This is a genomic window from Xanthobacter sp. YC-JY1, from assembly GCF_021730305.1.
GTDB classification, from domain to species: Bacteria; Pseudomonadota; Alphaproteobacteria; order Rhizobiales; family Xanthobacteraceae; genus Xanthobacter; species Xanthobacter flavus.
The window spans coordinates 2,956,378-2,974,039 of the sequence record NZ_CP032674.1 but is presented as its reverse complement, the minus strand read 5'-3'; the positions used below and the strand labels follow the sequence as shown (position 1 = coordinate 2,974,039).

The following is a 17,662-nucleotide window of genomic DNA, read 5'->3' as shown; positions in this document are numbered from 1 at the left end:
CAGGAGGGTGTCAGCGCACGGGCTCGCTCGCCACATAGATGCGCCACCGACCATCTTCTTCCTCCACCAGCCGATAGAGCGGGCTGGACGCGAAGGGATCGGCACTCCAGGCGCCATCCTGCGCGGTGACGACGATGGCGCCGCAGCCGAAGGTCCGGCGCAAGGTCGCAACGTCCTCCGCCGTTCCGGTGCCAGCGAAAACCCGTTCAAAGAGCATCGCCGCTTCAGCGCGCTCCGCCGCCGAGAGTGGGGCGAAGGCGAGCGCCATCTCCGGCCCGCCGAAGCACGAGCGGCGGCGCGACAGGAGGGCCCACGACAGGTTGATGGGCCAGGGCGTCAGCTTTTCCAGCCGCGCCGGATTGCTGGCGATCCGCACCTCAGGACCGATCTCCCGTCGCACTGCCCGCCACAGAGCCGGGTCGTCGGCGAAGACGCGGCCGTCTGTGCTCGGTTCGCCCACGATGTTGCGGTGGGTGAGGGCGAAGGTGTCCGGCAGTCCGAGAGCAACAAGAGCGAGACCGACGGCGAGACCGACGCGACCTTGCCGAGCGCGCATCGATTGCACGGCCCAAGACAGTGCCGCCGACAGTGCCGCGCCCGCGAAGGCTGCCAGCACCAGAATGGCGGGCAGCACGGCGCGCCAGCCGAGATCGTTGTTCTCTCCCGCCGTGCTCTGCAGGGTGGCGCTCACCGCCAGCGCGACAATCGCCAGCGCCGCCAGTGGCGGCGCGAGCCGCCGGGCCGGCTTGCCGCCCGTGCGCCCGGCCAGCACGAGAGCGAGGCCCGCCACCCCCGCGAACAGGTTGGCGGGGAATTCCACCGGCAGCAGCACCAGCCAATAGGCGAGGGGATCGAGCACCGCGCGTGCGGCTTCCGTCCATCCGGGGCCGAGCACGGGCAGGGGCGCGAACTGAAGCGGCGTGCCGCCGCCCCGTGCCGCCGCCGCATGGATCTGCGCCACCAGCAGAGGGGCGACCAGCACCAGCGCCACGAGCGCCGCGCCCGCGAGCGCCGCGAGAAAGCGCAGGCGGCCCTTCGCCGGGCGGGAGAATGCCAGCACCAGCGCCGCCGTCGTCCCCGCCATCGCGAAGGTGACGCCGCCCACCCACAGGGAACTGCCGAAGGCCGCTGCTGCGGCGAGCCCGATCAGCCCCGCAATCACCGCCCCTGGCCCGGCACCGGAGCCCGTGCGCAACCGTGCCATCAGCAGCACCGCGGTCACGCAGGCCGTGGCGGAGGCGACATGATGCGGGCTCCAGCTCGTCTGGTAGAGGAGGCCGGCGAGGCCCGAGGCGGGTTCAAGCGCGAAATCCACCCGCGCCCCGCCGAAGAGCGCCGCCGCCACCGGCCGCAGCGAGCCCGCCGATGCGGCGAGGAGCGCAAGGAGTGGGGCGGACATGCCGGGGCGCAGTCGGAAGGCGAGAGCCCCTACCAGCGCGAGCGCTGCGAAGCCGGTGAACCAGGTGGCCGCCGCATCTGCCGCCCAGCCGTGCGCGCCGGACAGGATGGCGAGTTCCGCCGCGCCGAAGTGCCAGAGATAATAATAGGCCACCGTCCCCGCCGCGCCGCCTGCCCCGAACACCGGATTGGCGGGTGGGATGGTGCCGTTCTGTGCGATCTCGTCGATCAGGATGATCTTGGCGTGGTCGTAGATGGGGGAGGCGAGCGCGATGACCCCGTCCGGCATCACCTTCGGCAGCACGCCCAGCATAGGCACCAGCGCTAGCAGCCCGGCGAAGGCGAGCGCGAGTACGGGAAATCGCGCTCCAGCCGAGGCACGCGGAAGGGCGAGCGCGCACAGGCTCACCAGCGCCGCCGATCCAATGACCACGGCGGGCGAAAGGCCGAACAGATGGGCCAGGGCGAGGGCGGCGGGGTTCTGCGTCGCCCAGCCGAGCGCGGGCGCCAGCGCCAGCGCCGCCGTTCGGCCTTGGCCCAGTCCGCGCGCCAGAAACCAGCCCGGCGTGACCCACAGGAGGAGCGCCAGCGGGATGCACGAGAGAAGGCTCGGCAGGGACACCATTAGCGGGCGGCGCCGGCCGTCACAGGCCGGCGAACCAGTTGAAGCCCTGCTTCTCCCAGAAGCCGAGGGGGTAGGTGTTGGTCACCTCGATGGCGCGGATCCATTTGGGATTCTTGAACCCGAGCTTCACCGCCGTGCGCAGCCGCATGGGCGCGCCGAACGGGTCTGTGATGGGCTCGCCCGCATAATGCGTGGCGAGGATGGTCTGCGGATGGAGCGCGGAGGCCATGTCTATGCTCTCCATGTAGTCGTCATTGCCGTAGAAGGCGATGTATTTGGCCGAGAGATCCGCGCCCACGCGGGTGAGGAAATCCCTCAGGTTCGGGCCGGACCACTGGCCGATATAATCCCATCCCTCCACGCAGATGTGGCGGATGATCACTTCCTGCTGCGGCAGGGCATTGACGCGATCCAGCGTCCACGGCCGCTTGTCCTTCACGAGGCCGGACAGCTCCAGCTTCCAGGTGGAGAGGTCCACCGGCTTCACCTCGTCGATCTCGTAATAGGCGTTGAAGCGTGGCGGTTTCACCACGAGGTCGCGGGAATAGGTGGGGGCGAGCCGCTTCGGGTCGAACAAAGCGGCCTGCACGCCGTCGTTGAAGTCGGAGACAGTTCGTAGAACCCCCTGGACTTCTTCGCGATTGGAGATGTCGCAGCCGGCGAGGAGCGACAGCGCGCCGAGGCTCAGCGAGCCGCGCAGCAGCTTGCGGCGGTCGATACGCTCGAGAAGGGCCCGGTTCTCGACCATGAGGCTCTGGTCGGGTCGCGCAATGGAGGTCCGGTTTGGCCGGAAGAAGGAGCGGAGGGACATTTGCGTGGCCTCAGGTCAGCGCGAGGGATCGGGCGCGGGCGCGCCATCGGCGTGCAGGGGCGCGGGGTCGGGCAGGCGGGGGCCGCCGGTGAACATGGCGAGCAGCGTCTTCGGCACCAGCAGCGCCAGGGCCACGTGCACCACCATGAACAGCACGATGGTCGCCATGCCGAGGAAGTGGATCAGCCGTGCGGACTGGAAGCCGCCGAACATCGAGACGAGCCCGGAGAACTGCACCGGCTTCCAGATGGCGAGGCCGGAGGCCACCTGCACCACGATGATGGTGATGACACCCACATAGAGCACCTTCTGCACCGCATTGTAGTGGGTCAGATCCTGGTGCTTGAGGCGGAAGGTCAAAGCGGCGACGGCCTCGGCGATCACTTCGCGCGGGCGAATGGGGAAGAGCAGGCGGGCGAAGCGGCCGGTCGCGATGCCGTAGGCGAGATAAGCGAGGCCGTTCAGCACCAGCACCCACATGCCGAAGAAGTGCCACTGCAGCGCGTGCTGGGCCCACACGCCGAGCACGATCGGCTGCGGGAAGTGCAGGAAGCCGAAGATCACCTCGTCATTGTAGATTTTCCAGCCGCTGCCGATCATCACGATCATGGCGATGGCGTTGGTCCAGTGCATGATCCGCAAGGCAAGCGGATGCATGCGTCTTGATGTATGTTCTTTCATGTGCATCACTCTTGCTTCGGGTTTATTATATTTAGTTTTGGATCGTGTAATAAATATTGACCGCGGATCGTATATGGCGATGTATATCGTCAGATAAACGAACATGGAGTCTTTTCATGCGCCCAAGTCGTTCTGTTCTTGCGCTCGCCCTTGTTCTCGGCGCGGCCGGTATCAGCGCGCCGGCCTTCGCGGGCGGTCCACCCCACGCCAACACACAGACCGCGCCGGGGGAGGACGACCTCACCCCCGCCGAGCGGATGGCGGAGCGTTTTCCCCAGAAGGTGCGGGTGGGCGATCTCGTGGGCCTGCCGCTGCTCGATTTCGATGACCGCACACTGGGCTTCGTCACCGAGGTGGCGCGCACACCCGAGGGCGGCATCGTGCTCGTGGTGCCGGTGGGCGGCTGGTTCGGCCGTGGCGGACGTCCGGTGCCGGTGCCCATCGAGACGGTGGCGATCCTCGGCCGGCAGATCGCGCTCCTCGACATCCCCCGCGACGACCTGCCGAAGCTCGCCTCCTGGACGGCGGGCGCGGGCCAGAACGTGTCGGCGGACGACATCATCCGCATCGCCATCACCCGGCGCTGATCGGGAAAGGGTGCGGTCATGGCCGCGCCCTTTGCGTTTCCGCGAGGAGGTTCGCCGCCTCGATGGAGGGGATCTGCCGCCGGTTTAGCGCGAGGTGCCGGCCGAAGGCGAGGGCGCGCCGTTCCAGTCGCGCGCGCAGGCCGATGTCCGCGATGGTCTCGAACTCGGCTATGTGGGCAAGGCCGAGGATGCGGCGGCTGATCTCCATGCCGGCGAAGCCCAGCGCATCCTGCCAGACCGACGTGAGATGGGTCGTCAGGGCCGCCTTCGCGCCGGCCTCGTCCCCCTGCGCCTCGAACAGGTCGGCGCCGCCGAGGATGCCGGTGCGTTCGCTCGCCCAGAGGCGGGAGAATTCCGCCTCGAAGGTCCGCCACAGGATGCCGGCGGTGGCCAGCAGGAATTCGCAATAGGTAGCCGCCGCCCGCGCGTCGGTGCGGTGGGCCTCCTGCGCGAAGGCGGCCATCCAGAGGTTGGCGAGGCATACGCCCACGTCGAAGCCCATGGGGCCATAGAGGGCGAACTCGGCGTCGATCACCCGCGTGTCGGTGGGCGTCGCCATCACCGATCCGGTGTGCAGGTCGCCATGCAGAAGCGTCTCGGCGCAGGTCGCAAACCGCGCCTTCATCTCCACTGCCGCGAGCTTCAGCGGGCGGTCGGCGCGGAAGGCGGCGGCGATGTCTTCGAGCCCCGGCGTGTGCCGGTTGAGGGCGGCGGCCTTGAACGGGTCGGAGAAGACCAGTTCCTCGGTGATACCGGCGAGCTCCGCATTGCCCGCGAACAAGGCGAGATCGGCCTTGCGCGCCGTCGTGGGCATGGACCAGTCCGAGCCCCGGAAGAGCGTGCGGGCGAGGTAGAGCCCGAGATGCGTGCCGAGGAGCGGCAGCTCCTCCCCCTCCATGAAAGCGCGGCGCGCCACCTTGTGCGGGGTCAGGTGCTCCATGGCGAGCATCGCCTGGGCGGGATCGAAGACGATGAGTTCCGGCGTGCGGCCGGGATCGCGCGCGCCGAGGCGCGAGAGCGCTTCGTGCTCGAAGAAGGCGCGGTCGAGGGACATGGGCCAGCTCTCGCCCACCACGCGGGCATAGGGCAGGGCCTGCTTCACCACGATGGAGCCCTTTGGCCCCTCGACGATGAAGACGAGATTGAGGTTGCCGTCCCCCACCTCGCGCACCTGCCAGGCCTCGGCCGGCCCGAGCCGGTCCAGAAGCTCCGGCCGTCCGCCGAGGCGGCGTGGCAGGCTCACGGCGTCGAGGGCGAGATAGGCGGTGCGGTCGAGCATCGGGGCCGTCCTCTCAGCGCAGGGAAACGGTTTCGGCGCAGTGCGCCATCCAGGCGGTGGCGAAGCCGGCGGCGAGGGCGATGGAGCGCGCGGCGCCGTTGTGGTCGCCCTTCTCGAAGTCGCCATGCACCCGGCCGAGCTGGTTGGTGACGTGGGCGAGGCACAGCACAGGCTTGGCCTGCGCGTGGGCGAAGGCGTAGAGCGCGGCGGCTTCCATCTCCACCGCCAGCAGGCCCTCGGCCTTGCGACGCGCGATGGCGGCCTCGGTTTCGCGGAAGGGGGCGTCGGTGGTCCAGGTGGCGCCGGTCAGCACCGGCCCCGCTTCCTCGCTGCAGGCGGCGCGGGCGATGGTGATGACCTCCGGGTCCGCCGGGGCGAAGGGCGCGGGCGGCAGGTAGTGGTAGCTCGTGCCCTCGTCGCGCAGCGCCCGGTCGATGATGATGTGGTAGGAGGGCGGCGCGTGCTCGGCGATCTGCCCGGCCGAGGCGACCGAGATCAGCAGCTCGCAGCCGCAGACGAAGGCCTGCTCCGCCACCAGCACGGAGAAGGACGCCCCCACCGCATAGCCGACGATGCCGAAGGAGAGGCCCTCCACCTCCCACGTCCACATGTCCGTGTGGTAGCAGGCCCAGTAGGGCGAGCGGACGGCGCCGAAATGCGCGCGCACATAGTCCACCATGTCGCCGTCGGGATCGAGCAGCACCACGCGCGGCACCGGGCCGGCGTCGAGCCCTTTCTGGCGGCGCGCCTCGCGCATCATGTTCTCGGGCCGGAACACCGACGGCGCGCGATGGTCCGCCCGCTCGATCAGCGGCAGGAAACCGGACGGCAGGAAACTGGAGGGTACAGGCACGGCGCGCATGCGCGAGATGTCGTCGGCTTCGTCGAGGGGCTGCAGCAGCATGGCGATCACTCACATCTTGTTCGGCGCGACGGCGGGGGTGGCCGCTGGCGGGGCTTTTCCGGTCGCGACCCGCAGGAAGGTGGAGACGATGCGGGTGCCGGCGGTCAGGGTGGTGGAGAGGTTGCCGGCGACCTTCGAGACGCCGCCCCTGCGGCGGCGGTAGGCGACGGGAATTTCGACGATGGCGAGCCCGGCGCGGGCGGCGCGCATCTGCATCTCGATGTTCCAGCCGTAGGTGAGTTCCCGCATGCCGAGACCGACCAGCGCGTCGCGGCGGATGGCGCGGAAGGTGCACATGTCCGAATAGGCGACGCCGTAGAGGGCGCGGATGCCGAAGCCCGCCGCGCGCCCCGCCGCGACCTGATGCCAGGCCATGGCGCCGGGCTCGCGCACACCACGGGTGCGGGAGGCGATGGCGAAGTCGGCTTTCCCATCGACGAGCGGCTTCAGCAGCGCCGGCAGGAAGGCAGGGTCGTCCGCCCCATCCGCATCCATGAAGGCGATGATGTCGGCGTCGCGGGCCTCGCACACGCCTTCCAGGCAGGCACGGCCAAAGCCGCGGCCGGAGGCGAGCACGGTGGCCCCCGCCGCCGCCGCAATCTCCTGCGTGCCGTCGATGGAGCCGCCATCGGCGACCACCACGAGATCCACGACGCCGGTCGGAATCTCCGCGAGGGTGCCGGCAATGGCCTCGGACTCGTTCAGCGTCGGGATGACGAGCGCGACCCTCGGAGCGCCTGCGCGGGCCATCTAGAGGCTCCAGCGCAGGCCGCAATTGGCACAGGCGGCCGGCGGCGTTTCGGAGAGGAGGCCGGCGCGGAACGCCTTGTAGGCGTCGCCGTGCCAGATGTCGGACAGCGACTGGGTTGTCGCATCGCCCAGCGTGTAGTTCTCGTAGCCGCGCTGGGAGAAGGGCGCGATGCAGCAGGGCAGGGCGCGCCCGTTGGCGGTGAAGTACATCACCGTCCACGGCCGCCGGCACATGGACCAGGGCGAGCCTTCCTCCGGCCGCTTCAGGCTCATGCCGGGCTCGGATGCCGCGCCGGAGGCGGAGAAAACCATCCCCAGCTCCGCCGCCACCCGCGCCGCCTCGGCGATATAGGCGGCCTCGTCGGTGTTGATCTGCTCATAGAGCGCCTGGTCCGGGCGGGCCCGGCCGATGGCCTCCTGCTCGAAGAAGACGAGGCGCTGAAGATAGACTTCCCGCACCCCCAGCTCCGCCGCCACACGCACGAAGTCCGGTAGTTCGGAGATCGTCTCCTTGAGGCCCGTCAGCCAGGCGGAGACGCGGGGATTGGTGTGGCCCTCGCGCTCCTGAAGGTCACGGAAGGCGCGCACATTCTTCAGGATGCGGTCGAAGTAGTTCTTGCCGCGGATGGCGCGGTAGGAATGCGCGTTGGCGGCATCGAGGGAGACGCGCAATTCGTCGAGGCCGGCGGCGATCATCGCCCGGCCGTTCTTCTCGGTCAGCACCGTGCCGTTGGTGTTGAACAGCACGTAGGTGCCGCGGTCCTTGAGATAGCGGACCATGCGGTCGAGGTCCGGCACCAGCATGGGCTCGCCGACACCATGCAGCACGCAGCGTTCGAGATCGGGGATCTGGTCCACGATGGAGGTGAACAGCTCCCAGCTCATGTCCGCCGGCGGCTCGAGCTCCTCATAGGTGCGCGGGCAGGTGGTGCAGAGCAGGTTGCAGCGGTTCGTGGTCTCCAGATAGAGGCAAACCGGCTTTCGGACCGGCACGCTGGTGCGGTCCGTTTCCGCCCGCTCGAAATAGCGGCGGGAGACGGCGGGCGCGCCGGGGGTGAGAGCGTTCATCGTCAGGATCCGTTGCTGGAAGGGGGAGGCGGCCGCGATCAGGAGGCGCGGCGGCAGGGAGCATCGATATCGGCAACGGGCAGGCCGAGCCGTTCGGCGAGGCGTCCCTGGGCGAGGAGGCGCCGGAGCAGGTCCGCGCTGTTGCGCGCCGCGCCGCGGGCGAGGGGCGCGGTGCCGAAGGGGACGCCTGCGATCAACTCGCCATGGAGCAGGCGCAGCGCCTGCGCATCGTCCACGTCGTACCAGGGCGGCAGCACATGGACGGGAAGGCCGATCTCGGCGGCGCGGGCCAGCGTTTGCTCAAAGACGCGCTCAGTGCTCCAGTCGATGTCTGCGAACAGGTGCCAGTGCGGCGCTTTCAGGCCGAGTACGTAATAGCCGCCGTCCGTGGACGGGCCGAGAACCGCGCGGTCGCCGGGCTGGGCCAGCACATCGGCGAGTTCCGCGAGCAGGGCGGGGGGCAATGTCGGGCTGTCGGCATTCAATACGGCCGCTGCGGGATGTCCGAGGTCGAAGAGGTGAGCGAGGGTCATCGTCAGGCAGGCGCCGAAGTCGGGGGCCACTGCCTCCATCCGGCCGACGCCCGGCGGCAGCACGGCATCGAAGAAATGCGCGGCCCCCGCCGGCCCATAGGCCACGTAGGGCGTGACGGGCGCCATTCGCCCGGCGGCGAGGATGTTGCCCACGATGTCCTGGATGAAGGCGGTGTTGAACGCCGCCGCCTCCCTGGGATCGAGCGGCGGACAGAGCCGGGTCTTGGTGCGGCCCGGTGCGGACGCCTTCGCCATCACGGCGATGGCGCACAGGTCTCCAGACCCCGGGGCGCGTGTGCGCACGCCCTCGCGCAGGTCGATCATGGCTCGTCCCCGTTCTGGTTTTGCTTGTCTGTGAGTGAATTCGCGGCGGAAGCGGCTCCCGTTACGTCGATCACGAACGAGTGAACGGGGGATTTGCTTCACGTACCTGCGGCATCGCCCGCGCCGACCAGGCCGCGCAGGCGCGCGACTTCCATCTCCAGCGCGGCGATGCGCGCCTCGCGCTCCTGCAGGGCGGCGGCGACGAGCGGGGCGTCGATCTTCTGCGGGATGTGCTGCGGGCAGTTGATGTCCCAGACCGAGACCTTGAAGAGCAAGGCGCGCTCGGGAATGGCGCCGTAATCCTCCGGCATCACGCGCGCCACGAGGTCCGCATCGCCCTCCACCACGGAGAGCTCGCCCCACACCTTGATGCGGCGGCGGTGGGTGTAGTCCATCAGGAAGAGGAAGGCCTTCGGGTTCTCCGAGGCATTGCCGACCGTGATGTACTGCCGGTTGCCGCTGAAATCCGCCATGCCGAGGGTGTGCGCGTCGAGGACTCGGATGAAGCCCTTCGGCCCGCCGCGATGCTGGACATAGGGCTGGCCGTCGGCATTCGCGGTGGCGAGGAAGGCGGTGTCGATCCCGCCGAGGAATTGCACGAAATCCGGCGTCAGCTCCGTGCGGAAGCCGCCGCGCGCCTCGACGCGGGCATAGGCCTGGCGGGAGCCGCGCGCCTGCTGCGCCGCCTTCACCGCCGCCGTGAAGGCGACATCGCTGGAGGGCGTGATTGTAAGGGGTTCGGACATGACAGCCTCCTTCTGAAAGCACAAGGTGCCGGGCCCCCTGAGGGGCCCGGCTGTGAGGCTTCGGCTGGCACCCGCCCACGCTCCGCCGTTTGAGGGGCGGTTCGTCCGGTGGAGCGCGTTCGGATGCCGGCCGCAGGCCTCAGGCGGCCCGCGGCGTGCCGGAGCGCACCACGGGAAAGTCGATCTCGGTGCCGGCGACGTTGTTGAGGTAGTTGGTGAAGATGTTCACGGCGACGTGCGCCACCACCTCCACCAGCGCGCCGTCATCAAGGCCGGCGGCGCGGGCGGCGGAAAGGTCCGCATCGCTCACCTGGCCGCGGCGCGAGACCACCGCGCGGGCGAAGGCGATGGCGGCTTCCGCCTTGCTGTCAGCCGCGCGGCCGGCGCGGGCCAGGGTGATATCGGCGTCGGAGAGGCCGGCGCCCTTGCCGATGAGGGTGTGGGCGGAGAGGCAATAGTCGCAGCCATTCACCTCGGCGACGGCGATGGCGAGGCTTTCGCGCATCTTCGCCGGCAGCGCGCCGCCGCCCAGCGCGCCGGACAGGCCGATGAGGCCTTCCAGAGCGGCGGGGGCGTTGGCGGCGACCTTGAAGAGGTTCGGGGTGGCGCCGAACTTCGCCTGGACTGCGGCGAGCAGGTCCTTCGCCTTGCCGGTGGTGGTAGCGGGATCGAGGGCCGGGATGCGGCTCGAAGAGTGGTTCACGGGCGCGCCTTTCGCATTTCGCTTCGGGGCGGGCCGTCGTTTCATCGCGGCCCGGTGACCAATAGCTAGGGCTTCCCGCTCTTGTGCAGAACGGCTATAATTTGAAAGCTATTGTTTCATTATCTGAAATCAGGCGATGGACCGTATCGACGCCATGACCGCCTTCGTCGCCGCGCTGGACGAGGGGAGCCTTGCTGGCGCGGCGCGGCGGCTCGGGCGCTCGCCGGCAGCGATCACGCGCGCAGTGGCGCTGCTGGAGGAGCGGCTGGGCACGCGCCTCCTTCACCGCACCACGCGCGCGCTGCACCTCACTAAGGCCGGCGAGCGCTATCTCGCAGCCTGCCGCGCCATCCTCGCCGAACTCGCCGAGGCGGATCAGCTCGCGGCCGGCGAGCGCACCGACCCGCGCGGCCTCCTCTCCTTGACTGCGCCCGTCACCTTCGGCCGGCTGCATGTGGCGCCGCTGGTGGAGGACCTGCTGGAGGCGAACCCGAAGCTGGAAGCGCGCCTGCTGCTTGTGGATCGCGTGGTGAGCCTGATCGACGAAGGCCACGACGCGGCAGTGCGCATCGGACACCTGCCGGATTCCAGCCTTGTCGCCGCCCGGGTGGGAGAGGTGCGCCGCGTGGTCTGCGCCAGCCCCGCCTATCTCGCCGCCCACGGCATGCCGCAGGTGCCGGCGGACCTCGCCGGCCACCGCATCGTCTCCTTCTCCCAGATCACCGACAATTCCATCTGGAGCTTCGCGCCTGGTCCTGGAGGCGGCTCGCGCAAGCAGGTGACGGTACGCCCGCACTATGTGGTGAACGGTGCCGAGGCGGCTATCGACGCGGCCGTGCGCGGGCGCGGCATCACGCGCGTGCTCTCCTATCAGGTGGAGGAGGCGGTGGCCGCCGGGCGCCTCTCTTTACTGCTGGAGGACTATGAAGGCCCGCCCCTGCCGGTGGCCATCGTCTATCCCGAGGCGCGCCTGCCGGCGGCTAAGCTGCGGGCCTTCGTGACCTTCACCGTGCCCCGCCTGCGAAGCCGGCTCGCCGCTTTGCCGGTGTCATCCGCCGCAAAAAATCTCTCCGGTCGGGAATAAACCGGCTCGCTCCCCGGTCTTTGCCCATGTGGGACGCCCTGAGGTGACGCCCACGCTTCGACCGCGCCGCTCCATATGGGTGCGCGGTCGCAGCGCCGGGAGCCCCCGGCGCCATGCGGAGAGATCCATGAGCAGACACGAACGGCCGTCCTCCGAGACCGCCCCGCGCCTTGATGCTGACGGCATCGACCGGCGCGGCTTCCTTGAGTGCATGACCTGGGCCGGCACCGGCATCCTGTGGTCCATCTCCGGCGGCGTCGCGAGCGGCGTCGGTCTCGGGCGCGCGCTCGCGGCCGAGCCGCAGAAGGCGCTGACCTTCCTGCAGATTTCCGACAGCCATGTGGGCTTCGACAAGGCCGCCAATCCGGATGCGCTTGGCACGCTGCGGGAGGCGGTTGCCCGCATCCGGACGCTGAAGGAGAAGCCCGCCTTCATGATCCACACCGGCGACATCAGCCACCTGTCCAAGGACAAGGAATTCGACGACGCCGATCAGATCATCAAGGAGGCCGGCATCCCCGTCTTCTACGTGCCCGGCGAGCACGACCTCCTCGACGACGGTCAGGGCAAGGCCTATCTCGACCGCTACGGCAAGGGCGCGAAGGGCGCCGGCTGGTACAGCTATGACCATGGCGGCGTGCATTTCATCGCGCTGGTGAACGTGGTGAACCTGAAGGCGGGCGGCCTCGGCAATCTCGGCACCGAGCAGCTGGAATGGCTGGAGAACGATGTCGCCGGCCTGCCGTCCTCGACACCCCTCGTGGTGTTCGCCCACATCCCCCTGTGGACCGTCTATCCCGAATGGGGCTGGGGCACCGCCGATGGGCTGGAGGCCCTGTCCTACCTGAAGAGGTTCGGCTCGGTGACGGTGCTCAACGGGCACATCCACCAGGTGATGCAGAAGGTGGAGGGCAATGTCTCCTTCCACACCGCACGGTCCACGGCCTTCCCGCAGCCCGCCCCCGGCACCGCGCCCTCGCCCGGGCCGCTGAAGCTGCCGGCGGGCGAACTGAAGAAGAATCTCGGCATCGCCACGGTCAACTTCGTCCGCGGCTCCGAGCCGCTCGCCATCATCGACACGCCGCTCGAAGGCTGAGCCGCCCCCGTCGCCCTTCCTCCGTCATGGCCGGCTGCGGCCGGTGTCATCCGTCAGGAGCTTCATCTGTGAAACAGTCGCCTCTTCCCCTTCCGCCTCAGGTCGCGGTCCTCGCCATCTGTCTTGCCTTCGGTGCCCTCGCGACGCCGGCCGCTGCCGAGGATGTCACGGTCAGCATCGACAATTTTACCTTCACACCGGCCGAAGTCACCGTCACGCCAGGCACCACGGTGACCTGGGTCAATAATGACGATATTCCTCATACGGTGGTCGATAAGAAGCAGGCATTCCGGTCGAAGGCTCTCGATACGGAAGGTAAGTTCTCCTTCACCTTCACGACTGCGGGAGATTACTCTTATTTCTGTTCCCTTCACCCGCACATGGTCGGAAAGGTCATCGTGAAGGCGGGCGGCTGATGCCCGGTCCGGGGCGGCTGCGGCTGCCCCCTCCATCCGGAACGGAGACGGGATGATCTCGATTGCGGCCTTCCCGCAGGCATGCGCGCGGCCTTGTCGTGGCCCGAGCGCGGACGGCAGGCGCGGCGTCCTAGGCGGTGTTTTCGGGGCCGTCGCCGAAGCTGTGCGCGCGTTCTTCGCCGTCGCCGCGGCTCCGTCGGAGGGCGCGGCCGGGCGTGCCGAGGACGTGCGGCCCGGACGGCCGCTGACCGCAACTGAGGCGGCGCACTTCCGCACCAGCGTGCTGCCGCATCTCGATGCGGCCTATACCCTCGCCCGCTATCTCACCTGCGATGCTGATGCCGCGCAGGATATCGTGCAGGACGCCTATCTGCGGGCCTATCGCGCCTTCGCCGATTTCAAGGGCGGCAGCGCGCGGGCATGGCTGCTCGCCATCGTGCGCAACTGCCACCTCACTTGGCGCGATCACCGGCGCCGTGAGATGCAGCGCCGCGCGCCGGACGCGGTGGCCGCACAAGAAGGCAGCGAAGCGGAAGACGCGCTCGATCTGCTGGTGGACGGCGAGACGCCGGAAACAATCCTGCTGCGCCGCTCGCAGGCCGACCGGGTGCGCGGCATTCTCGAGCTGCTGCCCGAGCCCCTGCGCGAGGTGCTGGTGCTGCGCGAGCTGGATGAACTCTCCTATCGCGAGATCGCCGACGTCGCGGGCGTGCCGGTGGGCACTGTCATGTCGCGTCTCTCCCGCGCGCGACGCCATTTCGCCGACCTGTGGGAGCGCGTCGCCGCCGGGGCGGAGGCGGTGCGATGAGCGAAAGCACGGATTGCGCGCCCGAACCCTGCGCGGAGTGGGACGCGCTCCTCAATTCCTACCTCGATGGGGAACTCGATGCCGTCCACGTCTTGGAGGTGGAGCGGCATCTGGCCTCTTGTCCGGCCTGCGCCGCGCACCTGCGCCGGCTCGAAGGCAGCCATGCGCTCCTAGCCTCCGGGCAAGCGCGGTGGCCGGTGCCGGAGGGGCTGCGCGAGAGCGTGGTCGCTGCCCTCGCGGCGGAGGCGGCCAATGCCTCGCCGGCCGCCTGGAGCCCCGCTACGCTGTGGCGCCGCTTGAGGGGTGGTATGGGGCGCACCCTGATGGGCGAACGGTTCGCGCGGTGGAGCCTCGTGCCCTCCCTTGCGGTGCTGGCGGTGGCGCTGGTCATCGCAGTGCTGCCGCCGCGCGGGGGTGCCCTGGAGGACGAGTTAGTCGCCGGTCATGTGCGATCCCTGCTCGCGGACCATCTCACCGACGTGGCGTCGTCCAACCAGCACACGGTGAAGCCGTGGTTCGGCGGCCGCATCGATTTCTCCCCGCCGGTGGTGGACCTCGCCGCACGCGGGTTTCCGCTCGTGGGCGGCCGGCTCGATTATGTGGGGGGACGGGTGGTCGCGGCCCTCGTCTATCGCCGCAACGGCCATGTCATCAACGTCTTCGTCTGGCCCGGCGCGTCCGGCGCGCGCACGGTGAAGGGCCGCGACGGCTATACGCTCCTGGGCTGGAGCGAGGCGGGGCTGTCCTATTGGGCTGTCTCGGACATCAATCCCGTGGAGCTGAAAGAGTTTCAGGAGGACTTCACCGAGGCGCTGCTGAAATAGGCTCCCGGCCTCCGCCTTGAGTAGGAGGGGCCGCAAGCTCGGACAGGCTCGTGACCACTATGTCCGGGGGATAGCCGAGGGCTTCCTCCTGCGTCCGCAGGGCGCGGTAGAAGGCGGATGCCGACAAGGGGCCGCTTCCTGCAAGCTCGGCGGCGAGGTCGGCTTGCGGCACGCGGGAGATGCGGGCCACGTTGAACCCGAACCTCTTCGCACCGGCGATGTCGAAGCCGTTGGAGGAGACGAACATCACCTCGCCGGGCTTCACGCCCAGTCGTTCCTCCACCAACTCGTAGGCGCGCGGGTCGGGCTTGAAGCAGCGCTTGGGATCGACGCTGATGGTGTCCTCGATGAAAGGCGCGAGCGGCGAGTTGCCCACCAGCGCCTGGAGCATGGCGGGGCTCCCATTGGACAGGATCGCCCGACGCACGCCCGTCAGGCCTGCCAACGCCTCGGCCGCATCGGAATAGGGCGTGAGGCGATTGTAGGCCTCGGCAATGTCGTCGAACAACCGCTCGCTGGGCTGAAGCCCCAGGATGCCAAGCGTGTAGGTGAGGGCGCGGCGGGTCACGGACCAGAAGTCCTGATAATCACCCATGAGCGAGCACAGCCAGCTGTATTCCAGCTGCTTCATCCGCCACACCTGGGTGATGATCTCACCATGGCCGGGGAAGGCCGCATCGGTCACGGCACTGACCGATTGGACGTCGAACAGCGTGCCATAGGCATCGAACACATAGGCCCGGATCATGGGCGGCGTCCTGTCGTGGAGGGCGGGGGCGCGGGCGGGATCAGCCCGGCACGTGCGGATCGAGGGCGGCGAGGGCGGGTTTCACCACCCCCTCCAGCAGTTCGCGGCCGGGGCGCAGGCGCGCCAGCACCCGGAGGCCAAGATGGACGCCGAGGAGCATGCGCGCCAGCTCCTGCGCGGTTTCCCGGTTCTGGATGGTGCCATCCGCGCGGCCGGCCTCGATGCGGCGGGTGAGGAAGGCCTCTACCTCACCGAGGGAGGCGAGGGCGGCGGCGCGAAGCTCGGGGTCGTGCGGCCCCATCTCCACCGCGGCGTTCACCACGAAGCAGCCCTTCATCTCGGGATCGTCCAGCGCCCGCTCCAGTGTCTCCCGGAAGAAGGAGGATATGGCGTCGCGCGGGGCGATGTCCGGCGCCTCCAGCCGGCGGATGCGTTCCGCCATACTGTGGCTGGCATAGCGCTCCAGCGCCTTCTCATAGAGCGTGCGCTTGTCGCCGAAGGCATTGTAGAGGCTCGCGCCGGTGAGGCCCATGGAGGAGGCGAGATCGCGCACGGAGGTCGCCTCGTAGCCGCGGGTCCAGAAGCAGCGCAGCGCCGCGTCCAGTACCTCGCCCTCGTCGAACGCCCTCGGCCGCGCCATGGTCCCCTGTCTTTCCCGCGTCTTTCCGCCTCTCCCGGCGCAGCGTAACCCGCGCCGGGGGAGACGTCATCCGGCCTAGTGTGCGGTCTGGCCGAACAAGATTTTCTTGCCTTCCTCGGTCACCGTCGGACGCTTGGTGAAGGGCTCGCCCTTCGCATAGGCCGCGATGGTGGCCGGGCGCGCCGCCACCGCCTCGAACCAGCGCTTCAGGTTCGGGAAGGTGTCGAGATCCTGCTGCTGACGCTGGTGCGGCACGATCCAGGGGTAGATGGCCATGTCGGCGATGGAATACTCCTCGCCCGCCACGTTCGCGCTCTTGCCGAGGCGCGTGTTGAGCACGCCATAGAGACGGTTCGTCTCCTTCACGTAGCGCTCCATGGCATAGGGGATGCGCTCCGGGGCGTACTGGACGAAATGGTGGTTCTGCCCCGCCATGGGACCCAGCCCGCCCACCTGCCAGAACAGCCATTCCAGCACGCTCTTGCGGCCGCGCACGTCGGTGGGAACGAAGCGGCCGGTCTTCTCGGCGAGATAGAGCAGGATGGCGCCGGATTCGAACACCGAAATGGCCGCGCCACCATCGGTGGGGGCATGGTCAACGATGGCTGGCATGCGGTTGTTGGGGGCGATGGCCAGAAAATCCGGCTTGAACTGGTCGCCTGCGTTGATGTCGACGGGGATGATGGTGTAGTCGACGCACGCTTCTTCGAGAAACATCGTGATCTTGTGACCGTTCGGGGTCGGCCAATAATGCAGGTCGATCATTCTGGATCATCCATGGCGTGTCATGCCGCCGCCGAGATCTGGCATGCGACAGTATTTTGCGATGCGGACAGCTTGCGCGGGTGTCCGATGCGTGCATTCTATATCAGTCGTTCTAAAACGCAAACGTGCCCGCTTCGGCGGCTGCCAGCGAAGGGTGATCCCGTTGATCCGCTTCTATTTCCATCCCACGCCCAACCCGGCCAAGGTCGCGCTCTTCCTTGAGGAGACGGGCCTTCCCTACGAGATCGTCCCGGTCGATACGGCCAAGGGCGAGCAGCACCTGCCGGCGTTCCGCGCCATCAATCCCAACGGCAAGGTGCCGGCCATCGTCGATACGGAAGGGCCGGGCGGCGGCGAGGCGCGGGTGTTCGATTCCACCGCGATCCTGCTCTACCTCGCCGAGAAGACCGGCCGCTTCGGTGGTGATCCCAAGGACCGGCCGGAACTGCTCTCCTGGCTCCTGTTCCTGGCCAGCGGTCTCGGGCCCTTCTCCGGTCAGGCGGTGCATTTCCAGCACGCCGCGCCCGAGGGCCTCGGCTATGCCGTGAACCGCTACCGACGCGAGGCGGAGCGGCACTATCAGGTGCTCGACGACCTGCTCGCCACCCGCCCCTATGTCACCGGTGCGGACTACACCATCGCCGACATGTCGGCCTGGGGCTGGATCGGGCGGGCGTCCCGCGTGCTGAAGGGCGAGGATGATCCTCTCGCGCGCTTCCCGCACATCAAGCGCTGGTTCGCCGAGATCGACGCCCGCCCCGCCGCCGCCCGCGCCCGCGAAGTGGGCAAGGACCACGCGTTCAAGGCGTCGGGCGACGAGGACTCTCGCAAGGCGCTTTTCCCCTCCAACTATCCGCCGGCGGCGGAATAGG

General features: G+C 68.8%; 20 protein-coding genes. 7 read left to right on the top strand and 13 right to left on the bottom strand.

Annotated elements, in window-relative coordinates:
• Positions 1–10: 10 nt before the first annotated feature.
• From D7006_RS13865 to D7006_RS13855, 3 genes are read right to left on the bottom strand one after another with little or no spacing between them, the layout of a single operon-like run.
• Complete coding sequence (locus tag D7006_RS13865) at positions 11–2,023, bottom strand: hypothetical protein (RefSeq protein WP_237353441.1); 2,013 nt, start codon at positions 2,021–2,023, stop codon at positions 11–13.
• Between the two features lie 19 nt (positions 2,024–2,042).
• Positions 2,043–2,834 (bottom strand): molybdopterin-dependent oxidoreductase, encoded by a 792-nt coding sequence (locus D7006_RS13860; RefSeq protein ID WP_237353440.1) that lies wholly within the window; start codon positions 2,832–2,834, stop codon positions 2,043–2,045.
• 15 nt (positions 2,835–2,849) lie between these two features.
• Positions 2,850–3,515, bottom strand: a complete 666-nt coding sequence (locus D7006_RS13855) for a cytochrome b/b6 domain-containing protein (protein WP_237353439.1) — start codon at positions 3,513–3,515, stop codon at positions 2,850–2,852.
• A gap of 116 nt (positions 3,516–3,631) precedes the next feature.
• On the opposite strand from D7006_RS13855, the gene D7006_RS13850 reads away from it, so the two are divergent.
• A complete protein-coding gene (locus D7006_RS13850; protein ID WP_237353438.1) occupies positions 3,632–4,102 on the top strand; it encodes a PRC-barrel domain-containing protein in 471 nt (156 codons plus the stop codon).
• A gap of 16 nt (positions 4,103–4,118) precedes the next feature.
• Here the strand turns inward: D7006_RS13850 and mtnK are convergent, their stop codons facing one another.
• The 7 genes from mtnK to D7006_RS13815 all read right to left on the bottom strand — a co-directional run bounded on the left by mtnK (position 4,119) and on the right by D7006_RS13815 (position 10,409).
• A complete protein-coding gene (gene mtnK / locus D7006_RS13845) occupies positions 4,119–5,381 on the bottom strand; it encodes an S-methyl-5-thioribose kinase (RefSeq protein ID WP_237353437.1) in 1,263 nt (420 codons plus the stop codon).
• A 13-nt stretch (positions 5,382–5,394) separates the two neighbouring features.
• The gene (locus D7006_RS13840) at positions 5,395–6,285 is read right to left on the bottom strand and encodes a nucleoside phosphorylase (protein ID WP_237353436.1); all 891 of its coding nucleotides are present in this window, start codon (positions 6,283–6,285) and stop codon (positions 5,395–5,397) included.
• A 9-nt stretch (positions 6,286–6,294) separates the two neighbouring features.
• Positions 6,295–7,035 carry a glycosyltransferase family 2 protein gene (locus tag D7006_RS13835; protein ID WP_237353435.1) on the bottom strand — a complete coding sequence of 247 codons (741 nt, stop codon included), beginning with the start codon at positions 7,033–7,035 and terminating at the stop codon, positions 6,295–6,297.
• Positions 7,036–8,103, bottom strand: a complete 1,068-nt coding sequence (locus D7006_RS13830; protein WP_169124229.1) for a radical SAM protein — start codon at positions 8,101–8,103, stop codon at positions 7,036–7,038.
• Between the two features lie 38 nt (positions 8,104–8,141).
• On the bottom strand, positions 8,142–8,960 hold the full coding sequence (locus tag D7006_RS13825) for a TIGR04282 family arsenosugar biosynthesis glycosyltransferase (protein ID WP_237353434.1): 819 nt from the start codon (positions 8,958–8,960) through the stop codon (positions 8,142–8,144).
• A gap of 98 nt (positions 8,961–9,058) precedes the next feature.
• Entirely contained in the window at positions 9,059–9,706 is a 648-nt protein-coding gene (locus D7006_RS13820) for a pyridoxamine 5'-phosphate oxidase family protein (protein ID WP_237353433.1), read from the bottom strand.
• A gap of 139 nt (positions 9,707–9,845) precedes the next feature.
• Positions 9,846–10,409, bottom strand: coding sequence for a carboxymuconolactone decarboxylase family protein (locus D7006_RS13815; protein ID WP_237353432.1), 564 nt, complete (start codon positions 10,407–10,409; stop codon positions 9,846–9,848).
• 136 nt (positions 10,410–10,545) lie between these two features.
• Here D7006_RS13815 and D7006_RS13810 point away from each other — a divergent pair, with 136 nt between their 5' ends.
• The 5 genes from D7006_RS13810 (at position 10,546) to D7006_RS13790 (ending at position 14,637) form a co-directional block, all read left to right on the top strand.
• Positions 10,546–11,493 carry a LysR family transcriptional regulator gene (locus D7006_RS13810; protein ID WP_229644084.1) on the top strand — a complete coding sequence of 316 codons (948 nt, stop codon included), beginning with the start codon at positions 10,546–10,548 and terminating at the stop codon, positions 11,491–11,493.
• 127 nt (positions 11,494–11,620) lie between these two features.
• Positions 11,621–12,589, top strand: coding sequence for a metallophosphoesterase (locus D7006_RS13805; protein WP_371744947.1), 969 nt, complete (start codon positions 11,621–11,623; stop codon positions 12,587–12,589).
• 68 nt (positions 12,590–12,657) lie between these two features.
• Complete coding sequence (locus D7006_RS13800; RefSeq protein WP_237353431.1) at positions 12,658–13,005, top strand: plastocyanin/azurin family copper-binding protein; 348 nt, start codon at positions 12,658–12,660, stop codon at positions 13,003–13,005.
• Between the two features lie 163 nt (positions 13,006–13,168).
• The gene (locus D7006_RS13795) at positions 13,169–13,813 is read left to right on the top strand and encodes a sigma-70 family RNA polymerase sigma factor (protein ID WP_237353430.1); all 645 of its coding nucleotides are present in this window, start codon (positions 13,169–13,171) and stop codon (positions 13,811–13,813) included.
• The gene (locus tag D7006_RS13790; protein ID WP_237353429.1) at positions 13,810–14,637 is read left to right on the top strand and encodes an anti-sigma factor; all 828 of its coding nucleotides are present in this window, start codon (positions 13,810–13,812) and stop codon (positions 14,635–14,637) included. Before D7006_RS13795 ends, D7006_RS13790 begins: the two co-directional genes overlap by 4 nt.
• On the opposite strand, the gene D7006_RS13785 is transcribed toward D7006_RS13790, so the two are convergent.
• The 3 genes from D7006_RS13785 to D7006_RS13775 all read right to left on the bottom strand — a co-directional run bounded on the left by D7006_RS13785 (position 14,615) and on the right by D7006_RS13775 (position 16,790).
• A complete protein-coding gene (locus D7006_RS13785) occupies positions 14,615–15,385 on the bottom strand; it encodes a haloacid dehalogenase type II (protein WP_229644081.1) in 771 nt (256 codons plus the stop codon). The two genes, D7006_RS13790 and D7006_RS13785, sit on opposite strands and share 23 nt — an antisense overlap.
• Before the next feature lie 40 nt (positions 15,386–15,425).
• Complete coding sequence (locus D7006_RS13780) at positions 15,426–16,025, bottom strand: TetR/AcrR family transcriptional regulator (RefSeq protein WP_237353428.1); 600 nt, start codon at positions 16,023–16,025, stop codon at positions 15,426–15,428.
• A 75-nt stretch (positions 16,026–16,100) separates the two neighbouring features.
• On the bottom strand, positions 16,101–16,790 hold the full coding sequence (locus D7006_RS13775) for a glutathione binding-like protein (protein ID WP_237353427.1): 690 nt from the start codon (positions 16,788–16,790) through the stop codon (positions 16,101–16,103).
• A gap of 163 nt (positions 16,791–16,953) precedes the next feature.
• Between D7006_RS13775 and D7006_RS13770 the strand changes: the two genes are divergently transcribed.
• Complete coding sequence (locus D7006_RS13770; protein ID WP_237353426.1) at positions 16,954–17,661, top strand: glutathione S-transferase family protein; 708 nt, start codon at positions 16,954–16,956, stop codon at positions 17,659–17,661.
• Position 17,662 lies beyond the last annotated feature (1 nt).